At 66.7% G+C, this 17728-nt stretch carries 19 protein-coding genes; 7 read left to right on the top strand and 12 right to left on the bottom strand.

All coding sequences use genetic code 11. From position 1 onward, the window contains the following. Window positions 1-29: 29 nt before the first annotated feature. Genes maiA through AC6LKG_RS18925 form a run of 3 tightly spaced genes read right to left on the bottom strand, consistent with a single transcriptional unit; the run spans window position 30 to window position 2175 of the window. Entirely contained in the window at window positions 30-674 is a 645-nt protein-coding gene (gene maiA, locus AC6LKG_RS18915) for a maleylacetoacetate isomerase (protein WP_498166849.1), read from the bottom strand. Between the two features lie 41 nt (window positions 675-715). Beyond that, window positions 716-1699 carry a 4-hydroxy-3-methylbut-2-enyl diphosphate reductase gene (gene ispH, locus AC6LKG_RS18920; protein ID WP_498166852.1) on the bottom strand — a complete coding sequence of 328 codons (984 nt, stop codon included), beginning with the start codon at window positions 1697-1699 and terminating at the stop codon, window positions 716-718. Further along, window positions 1699-2175, bottom strand: coding sequence for an FKBP-type peptidyl-prolyl cis-trans isomerase (locus AC6LKG_RS18925; RefSeq protein WP_498166854.1), 477 nt, complete (start codon window positions 2173-2175; stop codon window positions 1699-1701). Before AC6LKG_RS18925 ends, ispH begins: the two co-directional genes overlap by 1 nt. Before the next feature lie 51 nt (window positions 2176-2226). Here AC6LKG_RS18925 and radC point away from each other — a divergent pair, with 51 nt between their 5' ends. The 6 genes from radC to AC6LKG_RS18955 all read left to right on the top strand — a co-directional run bounded on the left by radC (window position 2227) and on the right by AC6LKG_RS18955 (window position 8382). Further along, on the top strand, window positions 2227-2904 hold the full coding sequence (gene radC, locus AC6LKG_RS18930) for a RadC family protein (RefSeq protein ID WP_498166857.1): 678 nt from the start codon (window positions 2227-2229) through the stop codon (window positions 2902-2904). A 109-nt stretch (window positions 2905-3013) separates the two neighbouring features. Continuing rightward, the gene (kynB, locus tag AC6LKG_RS18935; protein WP_498166860.1) at window positions 3014-3643 is read left to right on the top strand and encodes an arylformamidase; all 630 of its coding nucleotides are present in this window, start codon (window positions 3014-3016) and stop codon (window positions 3641-3643) included. A gap of 195 nt (window positions 3644-3838) precedes the next feature. Next, a complete protein-coding gene (gene kynA / locus AC6LKG_RS18940) occupies window positions 3839-4687 on the top strand; it encodes a tryptophan 2,3-dioxygenase (RefSeq protein ID WP_498166862.1) in 849 nt (282 codons plus the stop codon). Between the two features lie 176 nt (window positions 4688-4863). After that, window positions 4864-5130, top strand: a complete 267-nt coding sequence (locus AC6LKG_RS18945; protein ID WP_175132451.1) for a type B 50S ribosomal protein L31 — start codon at window positions 4864-4866, stop codon at window positions 5128-5130. A gap of 124 nt (window positions 5131-5254) precedes the next feature. Then, a complete protein-coding gene (locus tag AC6LKG_RS18950; RefSeq protein ID WP_498166865.1) occupies window positions 5255-6985 on the top strand; it encodes an ArnT family glycosyltransferase in 1731 nt (576 codons plus the stop codon). Beyond that, window positions 6982-8382: an MATE family efflux transporter gene (locus tag AC6LKG_RS18955; protein WP_498166867.1), complete on the top strand. Its 1401-nt coding sequence runs from the start codon at window positions 6982-6984 to the stop codon at window positions 8380-8382. Before AC6LKG_RS18950 ends, AC6LKG_RS18955 begins: the two co-directional genes overlap by 4 nt. Before the next feature lie 93 nt (window positions 8383-8475). On the opposite strand, the gene paaK is transcribed toward AC6LKG_RS18955, so the two are convergent. From paaK to paaA, 9 genes are all read right to left on the bottom strand, one after another. Beyond that, a complete protein-coding gene (gene paaK, locus AC6LKG_RS18960) occupies window positions 8476-9792 on the bottom strand; it encodes a phenylacetate--CoA ligase PaaK (RefSeq protein ID WP_498166870.1) in 1317 nt (438 codons plus the stop codon). Window positions 9793-9885: 93 nt separating this feature from the next. Further along, the gene (paaI, locus tag AC6LKG_RS18965; RefSeq protein ID WP_049072392.1) at window positions 9886-10359 is read right to left on the bottom strand and encodes a hydroxyphenylacetyl-CoA thioesterase PaaI; all 474 of its coding nucleotides are present in this window, start codon (window positions 10357-10359) and stop codon (window positions 9886-9888) included. Next, entirely contained in the window at window positions 10359-11147 is a 789-nt protein-coding gene (gene paaG / locus AC6LKG_RS18970) for a 2-(1,2-epoxy-1,2-dihydrophenyl)acetyl-CoA isomerase PaaG (RefSeq protein ID WP_238908341.1), read from the bottom strand. Before paaG ends, paaI begins: the two co-directional genes overlap by 1 nt. A gap of 14 nt (window positions 11148-11161) precedes the next feature. After that, window positions 11162-12826, bottom strand: coding sequence for a phenylacetic acid degradation protein PaaN (gene paaN / locus AC6LKG_RS18975; protein ID WP_498166873.1), 1665 nt, complete (start codon window positions 12824-12826; stop codon window positions 11162-11164). Between the two features lie 45 nt (window positions 12827-12871). Beyond that, a complete protein-coding gene (gene paaE / locus AC6LKG_RS18980) occupies window positions 12872-13960 on the bottom strand; it encodes a 1,2-phenylacetyl-CoA epoxidase subunit PaaE (protein WP_498166875.1) in 1089 nt (362 codons plus the stop codon). Between the two features lie 14 nt (window positions 13961-13974). Further along, on the bottom strand, window positions 13975-14484 hold the full coding sequence (gene paaD, locus AC6LKG_RS18985) for a 1,2-phenylacetyl-CoA epoxidase subunit PaaD (protein WP_498166878.1): 510 nt from the start codon (window positions 14482-14484) through the stop codon (window positions 13975-13977). After that, window positions 14478-15242 (bottom strand): 1,2-phenylacetyl-CoA epoxidase subunit PaaC, encoded by a 765-nt coding sequence (gene paaC, locus AC6LKG_RS18990; RefSeq protein WP_498166880.1) that lies wholly within the window; start codon window positions 15240-15242, stop codon window positions 14478-14480. Before paaC ends, paaD begins: the two co-directional genes overlap by 7 nt. Window positions 15243-15257: 15 nt before the next feature. Next, the gene (gene paaB / locus AC6LKG_RS18995; RefSeq protein ID WP_006388300.1) at window positions 15258-15542 is read right to left on the bottom strand and encodes a 1,2-phenylacetyl-CoA epoxidase subunit PaaB; all 285 of its coding nucleotides are present in this window, start codon (window positions 15540-15542) and stop codon (window positions 15258-15260) included. Between the two features lie 88 nt (window positions 15543-15630). Beyond that, window positions 15631-16620: a 1,2-phenylacetyl-CoA epoxidase subunit PaaA gene (paaA, locus tag AC6LKG_RS19000; RefSeq protein WP_498166883.1), complete on the bottom strand. Its 990-nt coding sequence runs from the start codon at window positions 16618-16620 to the stop codon at window positions 15631-15633. A 172-nt stretch (window positions 16621-16792) separates the two neighbouring features. On the opposite strand from paaA, the gene paaX reads away from it, so the two are divergent. After that, window positions 16793-17722 (top strand): phenylacetic acid degradation operon negative regulatory protein PaaX, encoded by a 930-nt coding sequence (gene paaX / locus AC6LKG_RS19005; RefSeq protein ID WP_498166885.1) that lies wholly within the window; start codon window positions 16793-16795, stop codon window positions 17720-17722. The last annotated feature ends 6 nt before the right edge of the window (window positions 17723-17728 follow it).

A 17728-nucleotide genomic window follows, 5' to 3' on the forward strand; every position in this document is an offset into this window, starting at 1 on the left:
GGCCGGGACTGCCCCGGCCGGTACGCGTTTCATTCCGCGTCGGGCTGCCTGCCCGGCGCGGCCGCATCGAAGGCCGGCAATTCGCGGCAGGCGGCGTCGATGCGCAGCACGGTGGGCATGGCACTCAGGTCGCAGTCGAAGCGACGCGCGTTGGCCACCTGCGGCACCAGGCACAGGTCTGCCATGGTGGGGGTGTCGCCATGGCAGAACTGGCCGGTGGCGGGCGAACCGGCCAGTTGCGCCTCCAGGGCTTCCAGCCCCTGGCGCACCCAGTGCTGGTACCAGGCCGTCTTGGCGGCCTCGTCCACCCCCAACGTGTGTTTCAGGTACTTCAGCACGCGCAGGTTGTTCAAGGGATGGGTATCGCAGGCGATGCCCAGCGCCAGGTCGCGCACCCGCGCGCGGCCGATCGCGTCGGCAGGCAGCAGCGGCGCCTGCGGATGCGTTTCCTCCAGGTACTCGATGATCGCCAGCGACTGGCCGATGACGGCCTCGCCATCCACCAGCGTCGGAACCAGCGCCGTCGGATTGACCTTGCGGTAGTCGGCCGACAGCTGCTGGCCGCCTTCCTTCAACAGATGCACGGCCAGGTATTCATACGGCAGGCCCTTGATGTTCAACGCGATGCGCACGCGATACGCGGCCGAACTACGGAAATAGCTGTACAACTGCATGGAGTCTCCTCGATTCTCGTTCCGCGCGGCGTCCGCCGCGCCTATTCCAGCGATTCGGTCTGCGCCACCTTGCGCGACAGGCCCTTGGGCAACGGGAACGCCACGTTCTCTTCCAGGCCCGGCATGGTGCGCACCGACACCGCGCCCAGCTCCTTGACCCGCGCGATCACCTGCTGCACCAGAACCTCGGGCGCCGAGGCGCCGGCGGTCACGCCGATGCGCTTGCGGCCCACCAGCCAGGCCGGATCGATGGAGTGCGCGCCGTCTACCAGGTAGGAGGCCACGCCCTTGCGGTCGGCCACTTCGCGCAAACGGTTGGAATTCGAGCTGTTGGGGCTGCCCACCACCAGCACCAGGTCGCACTCGGGCGCCAACACCTTGACCGCGTCCTGGCGGTTCTGGGTGGCATAGCAGATATCGCTCTTCTTGGGCTCGACGATGCCGGGAAAACGCGCCTTGAGCGCCTTGGACACCGCTGCGGCATCATCCACCGACAGCGTCGTCTGCGTGACATATGCCAGGTTGTCGGGATTGGCGACTTGCAGTCCGGCCACGTCTTCTACCGTCTCGACCAGGTACATGCCACCCTGGGCCTGGCCCAGTGTGCCTTCGACCTCTGGATGGCCCTTGTGGCCGATCATGACGATCTCACGGCCGGCCGCGCGCATACGGGCCACTTCGATGTGCACCTTGGTCACCAACGGGCAGGTGGCATCGAATACCTGCAATCCGCGAGCCTCGGCCTCGGCCCGCACCGCCTTGGACACCCCATGGGCCGAAAACACCACGATGGCGCCGGTGGGCGCGTCGTCCAGCTCGTCGATGAAGATGGCGCCCTTGGCGCGCAGGTCCTCGACAACGTAGCGATTGTGGACGATTTCATGGCGCACGTAGATCGGCGCGCCATGCAGTTCGAGCGCGCGTTCGACAATGTCGATGGCGCGATCGACGCCGGCACAGAAACCGCGCGGCTGCGCCAGCAGCACCTCGGCATCGGCGGCGGTGACGGGAACGGCCTGGCTCATCAGAGGACTCCCAGCAGCGCCACGTCGACTTGCAAACGGACGCCCGCAAGCGGGTGGTTGAAATCGAACAAGGCCGATTCCTCGTTGATTTCCTTCAGGACGCCCGAATAGCGCCCGCCATTGGGGGCGGCGAATTCGACCAGGTCACCCGGCTCGAACGTGGCATCCGCGCCGGCATGCTCGGCCAGCATCTTGCGCGTGACCCGCTGGATCAGCTCGGGATTGCGCTCGCCGTAGGCGTCGGCCGGCTCCAGGATGACGCTGAAGCAGTCGCCCTCGGCCTTGCCCAGCAGGGCGGCTTCCAGGCCCGGCGCCCATTGGCCGCTCCCCATCTGCAACGTCGCTGGACGGCCGTCGAAGGTATCGGTGAATACCGACCCCTCGCCCGGGCCGGAAGCCAGGGTGATGCGGTAATTCAGCGTCAGGTAGGAGTCCGCACGGACCAAAACGTTCACTTCGTTAGAGGCGATGCTCAAGATCTGCCACCGTATTCAGACAGTAAGTAAACCCCGATTTTAGAGCCTCTTATGAAATTGTCTGCGCGGGTGCCCCAATCCGACCGTCCCCGGGAGCGCCTGCTGCGCCTGGGCGCCTCGGCGTTACAAAATGCCGAGCTGCTTGCCATCGCGCTGCGCACGGGGGTGCCGGGCCTGAACGTGCTCGACCTGTCCTGCCAATTGCTGGACCGCTTCCGCGGCCTGCGCGGGTTGCTAGGCGCCACGCCCGAAGAGCTGCTGGTGGTGCCGGGGCTGGGCACCGCCAAGGCCTGCGCCCTGGCGGCGATCCTGGAAATGGCCAAGCGCGCGGCCGAAGAGGAACTGGCCCGCGACAGCACGCTCGACCACCCGTCCCGGGTAAAACAGTATTGCCGGGTCACGCTGGCCCATCGGCAGGTCGAACACTGCATCGCCCTGTACCTGGACAGCCAATTGCGGCTGATCGCCAGCGGTGAACTGGCGCGCGGCACCCTGTCGCAGGCCTCGGTCTATCCCCGCGAAGTGGTGCGCGAGGCCCTGCGGCACCACGCCGCCGCGCTGATCGTGGCCCACAACCACCCTTCCGGGCTGGCCGAACCCAGCGCCGCCGACCAGGCATTCACCCGCCACCTGAAGCAGGCGCTGGCGCTGGTGGACGTGGCCCTGGTCGACCACCTGATCGTCGCCGGCGATGCGGTCATCTCGATGGCGGAGCTCGGCCGCATCTGAGGGGTACGTCCACCCCGGGAATTCGTTAGACTACGGCGCCGAATTGCTTTAGGCTTAACCTAATTCGTCTTCGCTTGCCCGATTCCATTCCCGCGACCCCGCGCCTGCCATGAAACGCCTGTGGGATATCTCCCCTCCCGTCTCCACGGCCTCGCCCGTGTTTCCCGGCGATACCCCGTATCGCCAGGAATGGAAGTGGTCGCTCGCGCCCGGCTGTCCGGTCAACGTCAGCGAAATCACGCTGTCGCCGCACGTGGGCGCACATGCCGACGCCCCGCTGCACTACCAGAACGGCGCCGCCGCCATCGGCGCGGTCTCGCTCGAACCCTTCCTGGGCCCCTGCCGCGTCATCCACGCCATCGACTGCGGCCCACTGATCACCCCCGAGCATCTGCTCCACGCCGCCGACAGGCTGCCGCCGCGCATCCTGGTGCGCACCGCCAAGCATGCCGCACAGGACTGGTGGACGGACGATTTCTCGGCGTACGCGCCACAGACCATCGAATGGCTGGCCGAACGCGGCGTCATGCTGATCGGGCTGGATACCCCAAGCATCGACCCCGCGTCCAGCAAGACCCTGGACAGCCATCACACCATCCTGCGGCACGACATGCGGGTACTGGAGAACCTGGTGCTCGATGACGTGCCGGAGGGCGACTACGAGCTGATCGCTCTGCCGCTGGCTTTGATCCAGGCTGACGCCAGCCCGGTGCGCGCGGTCCTGCGCGAACTGGGCTGACCCCCCGGCCACGGGCCGGCGGGGCTATGGCGCGCAGATCGTGCCGGCCCGCCGCCCCATTCGAAGAAGCACAACCATGAACACACTATCCGACCCGCGCATGGCGCCCGCCAGCGCCTGCCCGCCATTTTCCGGCTGGCGCAGCCGGCCCGCCTCTGCCCGCCGCGCCGCCCCGCCCTGCCAGGGAGACCTGGCATGAGCCAAGCCCAACGCCCCGAAGACATCGTCCACCAGGAAAAAGCGCAACTGGATTTCACGCGCGAGATGACCTACGGTGATTACCTGCATCTGGACGAACTGCTGGGCGCGCAGCACCCGCTGTCGCCCGAGCACAACGAGATGCTGTTCATCGTCCAGCACCAGACCAGCGAACTCTGGATGAAGCTGATGCTGCATGAACTGCGCGGCGCCATCGCCAACCTGGCCGCCGACCGTCCCCAGCCCGCTTTCAAGATGCTGGCCCGGGTCAGCAAGATCATGGAGCAACTGGTCCATGCCTGGGATGTGCTGGCCACCATGACGCCTCCCGAATACTCCGCCCTGCGCCCCTACCTGGCGCGCTCCAGCGGCTTCCAGAGCTACCAGTACCGCCAGATCGAATTCCTGCTGGGTAACAAGAACGCCGCCATGCTCAAGCCGCACGCGCATCGCGCCGACCTGCTGGCGCAGGTGCAGCGCGCCTACGAGGCGCCGTCGCTGTACGACGAATCGCTGCGCCTGCTGGCGCGCCACGGCGTGACGGTGCCGGCCGACCGCCTGGAGCGCGACTGGACCCAGCCCTATCAGGCGTCCGAAGGGGTCGAGCAAGCCTGGCTGACGGTGTATCGCGATCCCGACCGCTACTGGGACCTGTACCAACTGGGCGAAAAGCTCACAGACCTGGAAGACGCCTTCCGGCTGTGGCGTTTCCGCCACGTCACCACGGTAGAGCGCGTGATCGGCTTCAAACGCGGCACCGGCGGCACCTCGGGCGTGGATTACCTGCGGCGCATGCTGGAAGTCGTGCTGTTTCCGGAAATCTGGAAACTGCGCACGGATCTCTGACCCGTCCCCGATGGCCGGTCCGGACCCGATTACCCGGATCGGCCTGGCCCGGCAGGTCATTCCCATGCTAGAATGCACAGTTACTTTTTGGATACGTGGCAAGAACGCCTGAAAGCGGTTCGTGCTGGCGACCCTAACTTTTGACATGACTCCCTGGGGAGTCCTAGGAAAGCACCATGAAAGAAGGCATTCACCCCGAATACCGCGAAGTCGTCTTCGCCGATCTGCAAACGGGCAGCAAGTTCGTTACCCGCTCGACCGTCCAGACGCGCGAAACCATCGAACTCGATGGCAAGACGTACCCGCTCTTCAAGTGCGACGTGACCTCCGAATCGCACCCGTTCTATACGGGCGCCCAGACGCGTATCGTCGAAACCGGCCGCGTGGAAAAATTCCGCGCCCGTTTCGCCCGCACCGCTGGCACGGTCAAGTCCGCTTCCTGATCCTGTTGCTCCTACGGGAGTCACAGCAAAAAGGCAGCCTCCGGGCTGCTTTTTTTTCCCCTGACCCTGCTCGTCGAGCCACCGGGGACTGGCGCTTCCCAATCTCTCGGTTACATTAACGCCCGTGTCCCCACTTTCCATTTCCACTCCGGCCCGGCTGACGTCCGTGGCCACCGCGAAACTGCCCAGGCTGATCTTGCTTGGGCTGGCGCTGGCGTACATCGTCGCCGGCCTGTTCATGCGCGACCCGTGGAAAACCGACGACGCGGTGGGCCTGGCGACGATGATCACCGCCATTCGCGAGGGCGGCATCACCTGGCTGCTGCCGCAGGTGGGGCACCTGGCGCATGCCGAGGAAGGTCCGCTGATCACCTGGATCGGCGCAATCTGCATCTGGCTGTTCGGCCCTTTTATCGGCGACATCACTGCCGGCCGCCTGCCCAACCTGCTGTGGTTCGGCATCACGGCGATGAGCGTCTGGTACGGCACCTATCTGCTCGGCCGCCGCGCCGAGGCACAGCCGCTGGCGCTGCCCTTCGGCGGCGAACCGGAACCGCGCGACTACGGCCGGATGCTGGCCGACGCCGCGTTGCTGTTGCTGCTGGCCACGGTCGGTATCCTGCAGCGCACCCATGAGACCACGGTCGTGCCGGCCATCATGGCCTGCCAGGCACTGGCTTTCTATTCGCTGGCGCGCAGCGTTGATCGCCCCGTCACCGGCTCGACGACCCTGGGCATCGCGCTGGCCGCCAGCTTCCTGACGCGCGGCTGGGTCGGCGCCCTGCCGATCATGATCGCCGCCCTGCTCGCCTTCTATCCGCGCGGCCCTCTCTGGAAATGCAAGCGTTGGCTGCCATGGGCAGTCCTGCTCGCCGCCGGCCTGATCCTGGCGTGGTGGATCCCGGCAAGCCACAGCAGCGAATACTGGATCCGCAACTGGAAAAGCTGGAACCTGTCGTCTTTCGCCATTCCGCCATGGCATGACATCGGCCGCACCCTGCGCGACCTGCCGTGGTACCTGTGGCCCACCTGGCCGCTGGCGCTGCTGGCGATCTGGCGCTGGCGCGCCTGGATCTATGCGCCGCACATCTGGCTGCCGCTGACGCTACTGGTGTGCGCCACACTGATATTGTTCGGTCTGGATGAAGCAAGCGATTCCGAATACGTGCTGATGGCCGTGCCATGCGCCGTGCTGGGCGCCTTCTCGCTGCCGACCCTGCGCCGCGGCGTGGTCAATACGCTGGACTGGTTCGCGGTGATGTGTTTTTCGCTGACGGCCGCGACCGCCTGGCTGGGCTGGATCGCCCTGCATTTCCACTGGCCGGCCCAGATCTCCCGCAATATCGGCCGCCAGACCACCGGCTATGAACCCGTCATCTCCTGGACCGCCTTCGCCCTGGCCGTGGCATTCACCATCGGCTGGATCGCGCTGGTGGTCTGGCGCCTGCGGGTCAAACCCCAGGCGCTGTGGCGCGGCACCGTGCTGTCGGCCGGCGGCCTGACCGTCACCTGGATCCTGCTGGTGCTGCTGTGGCAGCCGGCGGTCGACTACGCCCGCAGCTACCGCACGGTATCCGGCGAACTGGCGCAAGCAATCGAACAGAACATCCGGCCGGGCGAATGCGTGCGCGGCCTGAGCCTGGGCAGCGGCCAGCGCGCCTCGTTCCTGATCTTCAACAACCTGACGTTCACCTTCGACTCGAAGTGCACGCTGGTGCTGCAGCAGACTACCAACCAGAGCCTGCGCGACAATACCGCTGCCTACAGCGACGGCGCCGCCGTGCTGTGGCAGGGCGGGCGCCGAGCAGATCGGCAGGAAGTGTTCCGCCTGTTGCGCGTCGGCCCCACCCGATGACCCCCGTCCACCCGGCGGCGCCCAGCTTCGGCGCCACCCTGCGCGGCATCGCCCGGCAGGCCTGGCCAGTGCTGGTCAGCCAGTGGGCGGGGATCTCGTTCGGCGTGCTGGACACGGCCATGACCGGCCACGCCAGCGCCACCGACCTGGCGGCGATGGCGCTGTCGGCCTCCATCTACATCACCATTTTCGTCGGATTGATGGGCGTGGTTCACGCCCTGATCCCGATCCTGGCGCAGCACTTCGGCGCCGGCAACAACCTTGAGGTGGGACGCAGTTGGGGCCAGGGTGTCTGGCTGGCGCTGGGCCTGTCGCTGGTGGGCGCCGTGCTGATGCTGTTTCCCGACTTCTGGCTGTCGATGTCCGGCAACGTCGATCCGGGCGTGCGCGAGCGCATCGCCGCCTACCTGCGGGCGCTGACCCTGGCGCTGCCGGCGGCGCTGGTGTTCCGCACCATCTACGCACTCGGCACCTCGGTCTCGCGGCCCAAGCTGGTGATGGCGATCAACCTGACCGCCATCGGCTTCAAGGCCTTCTTCAATTGGCTGTTCATCTACGGCAGCCTGGGCCTGCCTGCAATGGGCGCCACCGGCGCCGGTCTGGCGACCGCCGTAGTCTCATGGATGAGCTTGGGGCTTGGCTTGTGGGTGATCACCCATGACCGCTACTACCTCCGTTTCCACCTGCATGTCGGCCGCCCCGACTGGAAGACGCTGAAAGAGCTGCTGCGGCTGGGCATTCCCATGGGCGCTTCCTATCTGGTCGAAGTCTCGGCATTCACGTTCATGGCGCTGCTGGTGGCGCGCGAAGGCACCTTCGTGACCGGCGGCCATCAGATCATGTCGAATCTGGCCGCGCTCTGCTACATGATGCCGATGGCGCTGGGCGTGGCCACCGCCGCCCTGACCGCGCAGGCGATCGGCGCCGGCAACCTGGCGCACGCCCATCGCACCGGCATGGCCGGCCTGGCGCTGGGCCTGATGGGCGCGCTGCTGACCGCGGTTATTCTGCTGGCCGGCCGCCCGCTGATCCTGGCGGCCTACACCGACAACCCGCAAGTGGCGGCCGTGGCGACCACCCTGCTGGCGATGCTGCCCCTGTTCCATCTGTTCGATTCGATGCAGTGCATCAACTCGTACCTGCTGCGCGCCTACAAAGTGGCGGTCGTGCCGCTACTGTTGCAGACCGTGGCGCTGGCCGGGGTCGGCCTGGTCGGCGGCTGGTGGTTCGGTTTCGGTCCCGGCCGCGGTGGCCTGGACGGATTGCGCGGGATTCTGGTGCCCGGCTCGCCCCAGGGCGCGGGCAGCATGTGGCTGATGGCCATGGTGGGGCTGGCGCTGTCGGCCACCCTGCTGCACTTCTGGTACCGACATATCGTGCGTGCCGTGGCGCGCTAGGCAGGCCCTGGCGCCCCTCCCAATGGAAAAGCAGCCCAGGGCTGCTTTTTTTGCGTCCCGCGCCGCATGGCGATCGCCACGCGGCGTGCAGGCTCAGCCCTTCGGACGCTTATCGATCACGCGACGGGCCTTGCCGGTCAGCGTGCGCTCGACGTGGCCGGCGTCCGACACCTGGATGCGGGCGCTGACGCCGATGTGCGTCTTGACCGCGTGCTGCAACTGCTTGCCCAGCGCGGCGCGCTCGGCCTCCGACAGCGTCGAGAACTCGGCCCGCACTTCGGTCAGAATCTCGAGCTCGTCCATGTTGCCGGTGCGCGACAGCACCAGTTGGTAGTGCGGCGCCAGTTGCGCGATCTTGAGCACCAGTTCCTCGACCTGGGTCGGGAACATGTTCACGCCACGCACGATCAGCATGTCGTCGCTGCGGCCGGTGATCTTGCCGATGCGGCGCATGCTGCGCGCGGTGGGCGGCAGCAGGCGGGTCAGGTCGCGGGTGCGGTAGCGAATGATGGGCATCGCTTCCTTCGTGAGCGAAGTGAACACCAGTTCGCCCGGCTCGCCGTCCGCCACGGGCTCGCCCGTGTCCGGATTGATGATCTCGGCGTAGAAGTGGTCTTCCCACACCACCGGACCGTCCTTGGTCTCGACGCACTCGCTGGCCACGCCCGGGCCCATCACTTCGGACAGGCCGTAGATGTCAACCGCATCGATGCCTGCCTCGGCCTCGATGTCGGCGCGCATCTGCCCGGTCCAGGGCTCGGCGCCGAAGATGCCGATGCGCAGCGAACTTTGACGCGGATCAATCCCCTGGCGGCGCTGCTCCTCCAGAATATTGCAGAAATAGGAGGGCGTGACCATGATGATGTCCGGACGGAAATCGTTGATCAGTTGCACCTGCTTTTCGGTTTGCCCGCCTGACATCGGGATGACGGTGCAACCCAGGCGTTCGGCGCCGTAATGCGCGCCCAGGCCGCCCGTGAACAGGCCGTAGCCATAGGCCACGTGCACCGTGTCGCCGGGCTTGCCGCCGGCCGCGCGGATCGAGCGCGCCACCAGGTTGGCCCAGTTGTCCAGGTCGCCCTTGGTGTAGCCCACCACGGTCGGCTTGCCTGTCGTGCCGCTGGAAGCATGGATGCGCGAGATGCGCTCGCGCGGCACCGCGAACATGCCGAACGGATAGTTCTCGCGCAGTTCCTTCTTGGTGGTGAACGGGAACTTCGAAATGTCGGACAGCTGCTTCAGGTCGTCCGGATGCACGCCGATCTCGTCAAACGCCTTCTTGTAGTGCGGCACGTTCTCGTAGGCGTGCTTGAGCGACCATTTCAGGCGCTCGAGCTGCAGCGCGCGCAGCTCATCCTGGCTGGCATGCTCGATGGGGTCCAGCCCCGGCTTGCTCATGGTGTTGGACATGGTTATCTCTCTCCTGGAATGCATCCTCCGATCCGGGGGGCGCGCCGCGCGCCCGCCTCGGCCGGAGGTCTTGTCTCTGGTTGGTTGACGCGTTCAAGCCTCGGCCGGCGTGCCGACGATCTGCCCCTTGATGCGATAGGACCGGCCCCGGAACAGGGCGACGTTGCGGCCATCCTGGTTGGTGACCGTCACGTCGTACACCCCGGTGCGCCCGGCCAGCGAGCGCTCCTGCGCCACCGCGGTCAGCAGGTCGCCCTCGAAGCCGGGGGCCAGGTAATCGATGGTGCAGCCCGACGCCACGGTGCTGACGTTGCGCGAGTTGCAGGAAAAGGCGAAGGCGCTGTCGGCCAGCGCGAAGATGAAGCCGCCATGGCAGGTCTTGTGGCCGTTGAGCATGTCGGGACGCACCCGCATGGTCAGGCGCGCATAGCCGGGCGCCATTTCCTCGACCTTCATGTCCAGGCCCTGCGAGGCCGCATCGCCGGCATACATCACCGTGCCCACGGCCTGCGCCAGTTCCTGCGGGTCGGTCGGCGCCTCGACGGGCGGAACGTGCGTGCTGCTCATCATTGCCCCTTGAACCGCGGTTCGCGCTTGCCCAGGAACGCGGCCACGCCTTCGGCGTAGTCGGCGCTGCGGCCCAGTTCGCGCATCATGTCGCGCTCCAGGTCCAGTTGGGTCGCCAGGTCATTGCCCAGGCTGGCCTGCAAGGCGCGCTTGGTGAAGGCCAGGCCCTTGGTCGGCGCGCGCGAGAAGTGCTGCGCCAGGCTCTCCAGCGCCGCACCGAACGCGTCGTCGGCCACGCATTGCCAGATCAGGCCCCAGGCCTCGGCCTGGCGCGCGCTGAGCTTGTCGCCCAGCATCGCCAGCCCCATGGCGCGGGCGCGGCCCACCAGGCGCGGCAGCACGAAGGTGCCGCCCGTGTCGGGAATCAGCCCCAGCTTGCAGAACGACTGGATGAAATTGGCCGATTCCTTGGCGATGACGATGTCGCCGGCGAATGCGAGGTTGGCGCCCGCCCCCGCCGCCACGCCGTTGACCCCGACCACCACCGGCATCGGCAGCGCGTTCAGGCGCCGCACCAGCGGCGCGTAGAACTTGTCGACAGTCTCGCCCAGGTCGGGCGGCGTGCCGTCGGGCGCCGGCTTGCGCTCGCTCAGGTCCTGGCCGGCGCAGAAGCCACGGCCGGCGCCGGTCAGCACCAGCACGCGCGCGCCCTCGGTTTCGACGCGGGTCAGCGCATCCGCCACTTCAGCGTGCATGTTGGCGGTGAAGCTGTTGAGCTTGTCCGGGCGGTTCAGCGTCAGGCGGGCGATGCCGTCGGCCAGTTCGAATTGGATGTCTTGGTAGGTCATGTCCGGTCCACCGCTCAGATGTGACGGCGCGTCTGCACCACGCGGAAGCGGTTGGACACGTAGGCCGAGTCGGACAGCGCCGCGTTGGCCGCCGGGTTGGCGCCGGTGCCGTGGAAGTCGCTGAATGCCGCGGTCTGGTTGACGAACACCGCGCCGGTCAGGTTCAGCGACAGCGACACGCCGGACTCTTCCGCCGCGTCCTGCACTTGCTCGGCCACCTCGTTGCTGGTGGTGTAGGCCGACAGCGACAGCGCGCCGTGCTCGATCACGCTGTCGCGCGCGATCTGGATGCTGTGCGCGGTGGAATCGGTGGCGACCACGAAGGCGATCGGGCCGAACCATTCCTGGCTGATGGCGGGGTTGCCGGCCTCGGCGCGCAGCAGCAGCGGCGTGCGCACGCGGGCATTCTCGAACTGCGGATGCGTCAGCGTCTTGCTGTCGGCCACCACCGGCAGGCCCAGCGCGCGGGCCTTCTCGATGCGTTCGACGATGCCTTCGTTCTGGATCGCGCCGGTCAGCTCGACGGCCTTGGCGGCGTCGGCGCCAAGCTTGTCGACCGCGGCGCCCAGGGCAGCGGCGACCTCATCGAAGCTGATCCGCCCTTCCGGCGTCTGGATGCCGTCGCGCGGCACATAGATGTTCTGCGGCGCCGTGCACATCTGGCCGGAATACAGGGCCAGCGAGAACGCCAGGTTGCGCGCTACGCCCTTCAGGTCGGCGGCCGAATCGATGATGACCTGGTTTACGCCGGCCTTCTCGGTGTAGACCAGCGCCTGGCGGGCATTGTTCTCCAGCCAGTCGCCGTTGGCGGTGCTGCCGGTGAAATCGATGATCTTGACCGCGGGATCCAGCGCCAATTGGCGCGCGGTGTCTTCCTCGGCCGTGTGCGCGGCCAGCAGCACCACGTCCGGATCGAAGCCGGCTTCCTGCAGCACTTCGCGCGCCACCTTGACGGTCAGCGCCAGCGGCAGGATCGCGCCGGGGTGCGGCTTGACGATCACAGTGTTGCCCGTGGCCAGACTGGCGAACAGGCCGGGGTAGCCGTTCCAGGTCGGGAAGGTCGAGCAGCCGATCACCAGCGCCACGCCGCGCGGCACCACGGTGAAGTGCTTCTCCATGCGGATGGGATCGTTCTTGCCCTGCGGCTTTTCCCAGATGGCGACGCCGGGGATGCGCGACATTTCCTGCCAGGCGTAGGCCACGGCCTCGAAGCCGCGGTCCTGCGCGTGCGGGCCGCCGGCCTGGAAGGCCATCATGAAGCCCTGGCCGGTGGTGTGCTGCACGGCGTAGGCCATCTCGAAGCTCAGCTTGTTCAGCCGCGCCAGGATTTCCAGCGACACGCCCACCCAGGCCTGCGGGCCGGCGCGGCGCCAGTCCTGCAGCGCGCGCTTGGACGCGGCCACCAGCTTGGCGGCCGGCACGTGCGGATAGGTGATGCCCAGGTCGAAGCCGAAGGGCGACTTCTCGCCGCCGACGGTGCCGTCGGCATCGTGCAGATTCAGCGGGAACGGCTTGCCGCGCAGCGCCTCGAAGGCGGCGCGGCCGTCGTCATTGGCGGTCTCGCCATAGTTGCGGGGGCTGGGCGACTCGGCGAACGGGCTCCAGTAGCCGCGCAGCGCGGCGGCGGCCAGGGCTTGTTCCAGCAGGGGCTGATGGCGTTCGAAGAATTTCTGGGACACTGCGTCTCTCCAAATGGAATAGGGGTATGACTGGCGCGCGCCGGGTCAGGTTTCCTGGTCGAAGTCGATCAACAGGCGGTCGCTGACCGGAAAGCTCTGGCAGCTCAGAATAAAGCCTCGCGCCACTTCGTAGTCTTCCAGGGCGAAGTTGGCATCCATGTCCACTTCGCCCTCGACCACCTTGCAGCGGCAGGTGGAACACACCCCGCCCTTGCACGAATACGGCAGCTCGATACCCTGCGCCAGCGCCGAATCCAGCACGCTGTCTTTGTTCTTGTCGATCACGAACTTGCGGCTATGGCCGTCCTGCACCACGGTCACCTCGCACTGGCCCTTGCCGGGCGCCTGGCGGGCGTCCTGCCCCGTGCGCAACGCGCGCGGCCCCTTCGGGGCGCCGAACAGTTCGAACTTGATGTTCGCCTTCGGGATGCCGCGGGCCTGCAGCCGCTCGACCACGCTCTCGGTCATGGTCTGCGGACCGCAGACAAAAGCGTAGTCGATATCCTCGGGGCTCATCCAGGCCGACATCAGCTGGTCGACCTTGTCGCCATCCAGGCGGCCGTTGAACAGCTCGATGTCCTGGGTTTCGCGGCTCATGACGTAGACCAGCGAGAAGCGGTCCATGTACAGGTTCTTCAGGTCCTCGATCTCTTCGCGGAACAGCACCGCCGACGAGGCGCGGTTGCCGAAGAACAGCGTGAACTTGCTGTTCGGCTCCGTCGACAGCGCGGTCTTGACCAGCGAGAACACCGGAGTGATGCCGCTGCCGACGGCGAAGGCAACATAGTGGCGCTGGTTTTCAGGCGCGAAGTCGACGGTGAAGTTGCCGGCCGGCGCCATCACTTCCAGCGTCTGACCGGGCTGCAGCTCGTGGTTGGCCCAGCTCGAGAAGACGCCCTCGTCGACCTTCTTGATCGCCACGCGCAGCAGCTTGTCGCGCGGCGCCGAACAGATCGAATAGGATCGGCGCAGCTCCTCGCCGTTGAGCTGCGTGCGCAGCGTCAGATATTGGCCCGGCAGGAAGGCGAACTCGTCGGCCAGCGTGTCGGGCAGGTCGAACGTCACGACCACCGCGTCGCGCGTGTTGCGCGCCACCGAGGCCACTTTCAGGGGGTGGAATTGATTCGGGCTCATTCTCGAAACCACTCTCAGTGAGTCTTGAAATAATCGAACGGCTCGCGGCAGCTGACGCAGCGGTACAGCGCCTTGCACGAGGTCGATCCAAAATTGCTGACCAGGCGCGTATCACGCGAACCGCAGCGCGGGCACTCGATGGCGGGCCCGGCATTGCGCCGGCTGATGCCGGAGATGTCGATGGCCTGCTGCGCGGGCGCGGCGATGCCGTAGTCCTTGAGCGCGGCGCGGCCCTTCTCGCTCATCCAGTCGGTGGTCCAGGCGGGCGACAGGCGCGTCTCGACGCGCACCTCGCCGATGCCGTGGCGCGCCAGCACCTGGCGGATGTCCTCGGTGATCTCGCGCATCGCGGGGCAGCCCGAGTAGGTCGGCGTGATGACGACGACGCAGGCGTCGGCGTCGAACGACACGTCCCGCACCACGCCCAGGTCCACCACCGACAGCACGGGGATCTCCGGATCGGGGACCTCCTGCAGCCAGGCGTAGACCTGCTCGATGGACACGGGCGCGATGGCGTTCACCACTTGGCTCCCGGATAGGCGCGCGGCAGGTACTGCATTTCAGCCAGGACGTAGCCCAGCTCCTCGGTGTGCTTGCCCTGGCGCCCGCCACGGTGGGCCGGATGATCGGCGGCGGTGGCATCGGGCATGGTCAGCGTGGCTTCGGCCAGCACTTCCCGCACGTGCTGTTCCCAGGGCGCGCGCAGCGCGGCCAGCTCACAGCCGATGCCGCGCGCCGCCAGGTCCTGGTCGATCGCGTCGTCGGTGAACAGCTCGCCGGTGAAGCGCCAGGCGTCGTCGATCGCCGCCTGCATCCTGGCGTGGCTGGTCTCGGTGCCATCACCCAGGCGCACCACCATGTCCGACGAACGGCGCACGTGGTAGGTCACTTCCTTGAGCGACTTGGCGGCGATGCCGGCCACGCGCTCGTCGGACGATTGCGCCAGGCGCTGCAAGAGGAAGTAGTGCCAGACGTCGAACAGGAACTGGCGCGCCATGGTGTCGGCGTAGTTGCCGTTGGGCCGCTCGACCAGCAGCGCATTGTGGAACTGATGGGCATCGCGCAGATAGGCCAGCGCGTCTTCGTCGCGGCCAGCGCCTTCGACCTCGCCGGCCAGCGTCAGCCACATGCGGGCCTGGCCCAGCAGGTCGAGCGCGGTGTTGGTCAGCGCCAGGTCCTCTTCCAGGATCGGGCCGTGGCCGGTCCAGGCGCCCAGGCGTTGCGACAGGATCAGCGTGGTGTCGCCCAGGCGCAGCAGATATTCGAAGAAAGTCTTGTCCATGTCTCCCCCACCGCCTTACATGTGCTTGATTTCTTCAGGCATCGGAAAGAACGTGGGATGCCGGTAGACCTTGCTGTTGGCCGGCTCGAACAAGGGATCCTTGTCGCCCGGGCTGCTGGCGGAAATGTCGGAAGCCCGCACCACCCAGATGCTCAGGCCTTCGTTGCGGCGGGTGTAGACGTCGCGGGCGTGGTTGATCGCCATTTCGGCGTCGGGCGCGTGCAGGCTGCCGACGTGCTTGTGCGCCAGGCCGTGCTGGCTGCGGATGAACACTTCCCACAGAGGCCAGTCTTTGCTCATGATGGATATCCTCGGATGCCGGGCGCGCGTGCCGCCCCGGGTAATGGATGAGTAAGGAGTTGGAAGGCCGGGCGCCGCCCGGCCAGGCTCAGGCCGCCTTGCGCTCGGCCTGCTTGTCGGCGTAGGCGACCAGCGCGTCGCGCACCCAGGCGCCGTCTTCGTGCGCCTTGACGCGTGCCGCCAGGCGCTCGCGGTTGCACGGACCATTGCCCTTGAGTACGGCATAGAACTCGGCCCAGTCGATTTCGCCGAAATCATAGTGGCCGCGCTCGGCGTTCCACTTCAGGTCGGGATCGGGAATGGTCAGGCCCAGGTATTCGGCCTGCGGCACGGTCTGGTCGACCATCTTCTGGCGCAGTTCGTCGTTGGAGAACAGCTTGATCTTCCAGGCCATGGACTGGGCGCTGTTGGGCGAGTCGGCGTCCGAGGGGCCGAACATCATCAGCGCCGGCCACCACCAGCGGTTCAACGAGTCCTGCACCATGGCCTTCTGTTCGGGCGTGCCGTGCAGGCACATCTGCATCAGCAGGTCGTAGCCCTGGCGCTGGTGGAAGGACTCCTCCTTACAGACCCGCACCATGGCGCGGGCGTAGGGGCCATAGGAGCAGCGGCACAGCGGAATCTGGTTGATGATGGCCGAGCCGTCGACCAGCCAGCCGATCATGCCGATGTCGGCCCAACTGAGCGTGGGGTAATTGAAGATGCTGGAGTACTTGGCACGGCCGGCGTGCAGGTCGTCGATCAGGTCGTCGCGCGACACGCCCAGGGTCTCGGCGGCGCTGTACAGGTAGAGGCCGTGGCCGGCTTCGTCCTGCACCTTGGCCAGCAGGATGGCCTTGCGCTTGAGCGACGGCGCGCGGGTGATCCAGTTGCCTTCCGGCAGCATGCCGACGATTTCGGAGTGGGCGTGCTGCGAGATCTGCCGCACCAGGGTCTTGCGGTAGGCCTCGGGCATCCAGTCCTTGGCCTCGATCCGCACGCCTTCGTCGATGCGGCGCTGGAACGTCTGTTCGCGGCCTTCGAGCTGGTCCGCGGTCTTGACCTGCTTGACGCCGGTTTCGACGAGTTGAGCGTACATGTCTGTCTCCTTGAGACGGTTTGCGATAGCGCAAAGCAAACGCCGCGCAGGGCCGTCATGTCATGGTCGGATTATTTAATACAAAAAATCCATTGTCAAACTCAAATCTGTATCACATTGGATTTATGTATCATATCCAGGATCCCGATATCGGCCGCTTGCGGCCCCCCTTATGGCAAACCCTCAGTCGCCCCTGGACCGTTACCTGTCACGCCTGATCAAGAGCGATCCTCCGCGCGCAAAATCGCTGTGCGTCAGCCTGCTGGGCGACGCCCTGGCTCCCCATGGCGGCGCCATCTGGCTGGGCGACCTGATCGAGCTGTTGGCGCCGTTGGGTATCAACGAGCGCCTGTTGCGTACCAGCGTGTTCCGGCTGGTGGCCCAGAACTGGCTGCAATCCGAGCGCCATGGCCGCCGCAGCCTCTACCTGATTTCCGAGCAAGGCCAGCGTCACACGGCGCACGCCTCGCAGCGCATCTACGAGGGCGCGCCACAGGAATGGAACGGGGAATGGACGCTGGTGGCGCTGCCGCGCACGGGCAACGGACTGGCCGAGCGAGCCGAGTTGCGCCGCGAACTGGTCTGGGAAGGATTCGGCATGATCGCGCCCGGGCTGTTCGCCCATCCGCACACCGAAGCCCGGGCGGCGCATGACATCCTGGAGAAGCTGGGGATTCCGGACAAGGCGCTGGTGCTGTCGGCGCGCGATCTGGCCGGCGCCGGCGGCCTGCCGATAGCCAGCCTGGCCGCGCAATGCTGGAACCTGGACGACGTGGCCGAACAATACCGGCAATTCAGCCGCAATTTCGGACCTTTGGAAAAACTACTGGACACGCCACCGTCGCCAGCCGACGCCTTCATCGCGCGTGTCCTGCTGCTGCACAATTGGCGTCGGATCGTGCTGCACGATCCGCAACTGCCCGGGCCGATGCTGCCGGACAATTGGCCGGGCCATGCCGCCCGCGACATCTGTGGCCGCATCTATTGGCAGGTGTTCGACGCCTCGGAAGCACATCTGAACACCCTGGCCGGCCGCGACAATGAACGCTATACGCCCTTGGCCGCCGACATCGCCACGCGTTTCGGCGGGCGGCCGGCCTGAAGCGCG

The sequence above is a fragment of the Achromobacter sp. 46006 genome, from assembly GCF_059761975.1.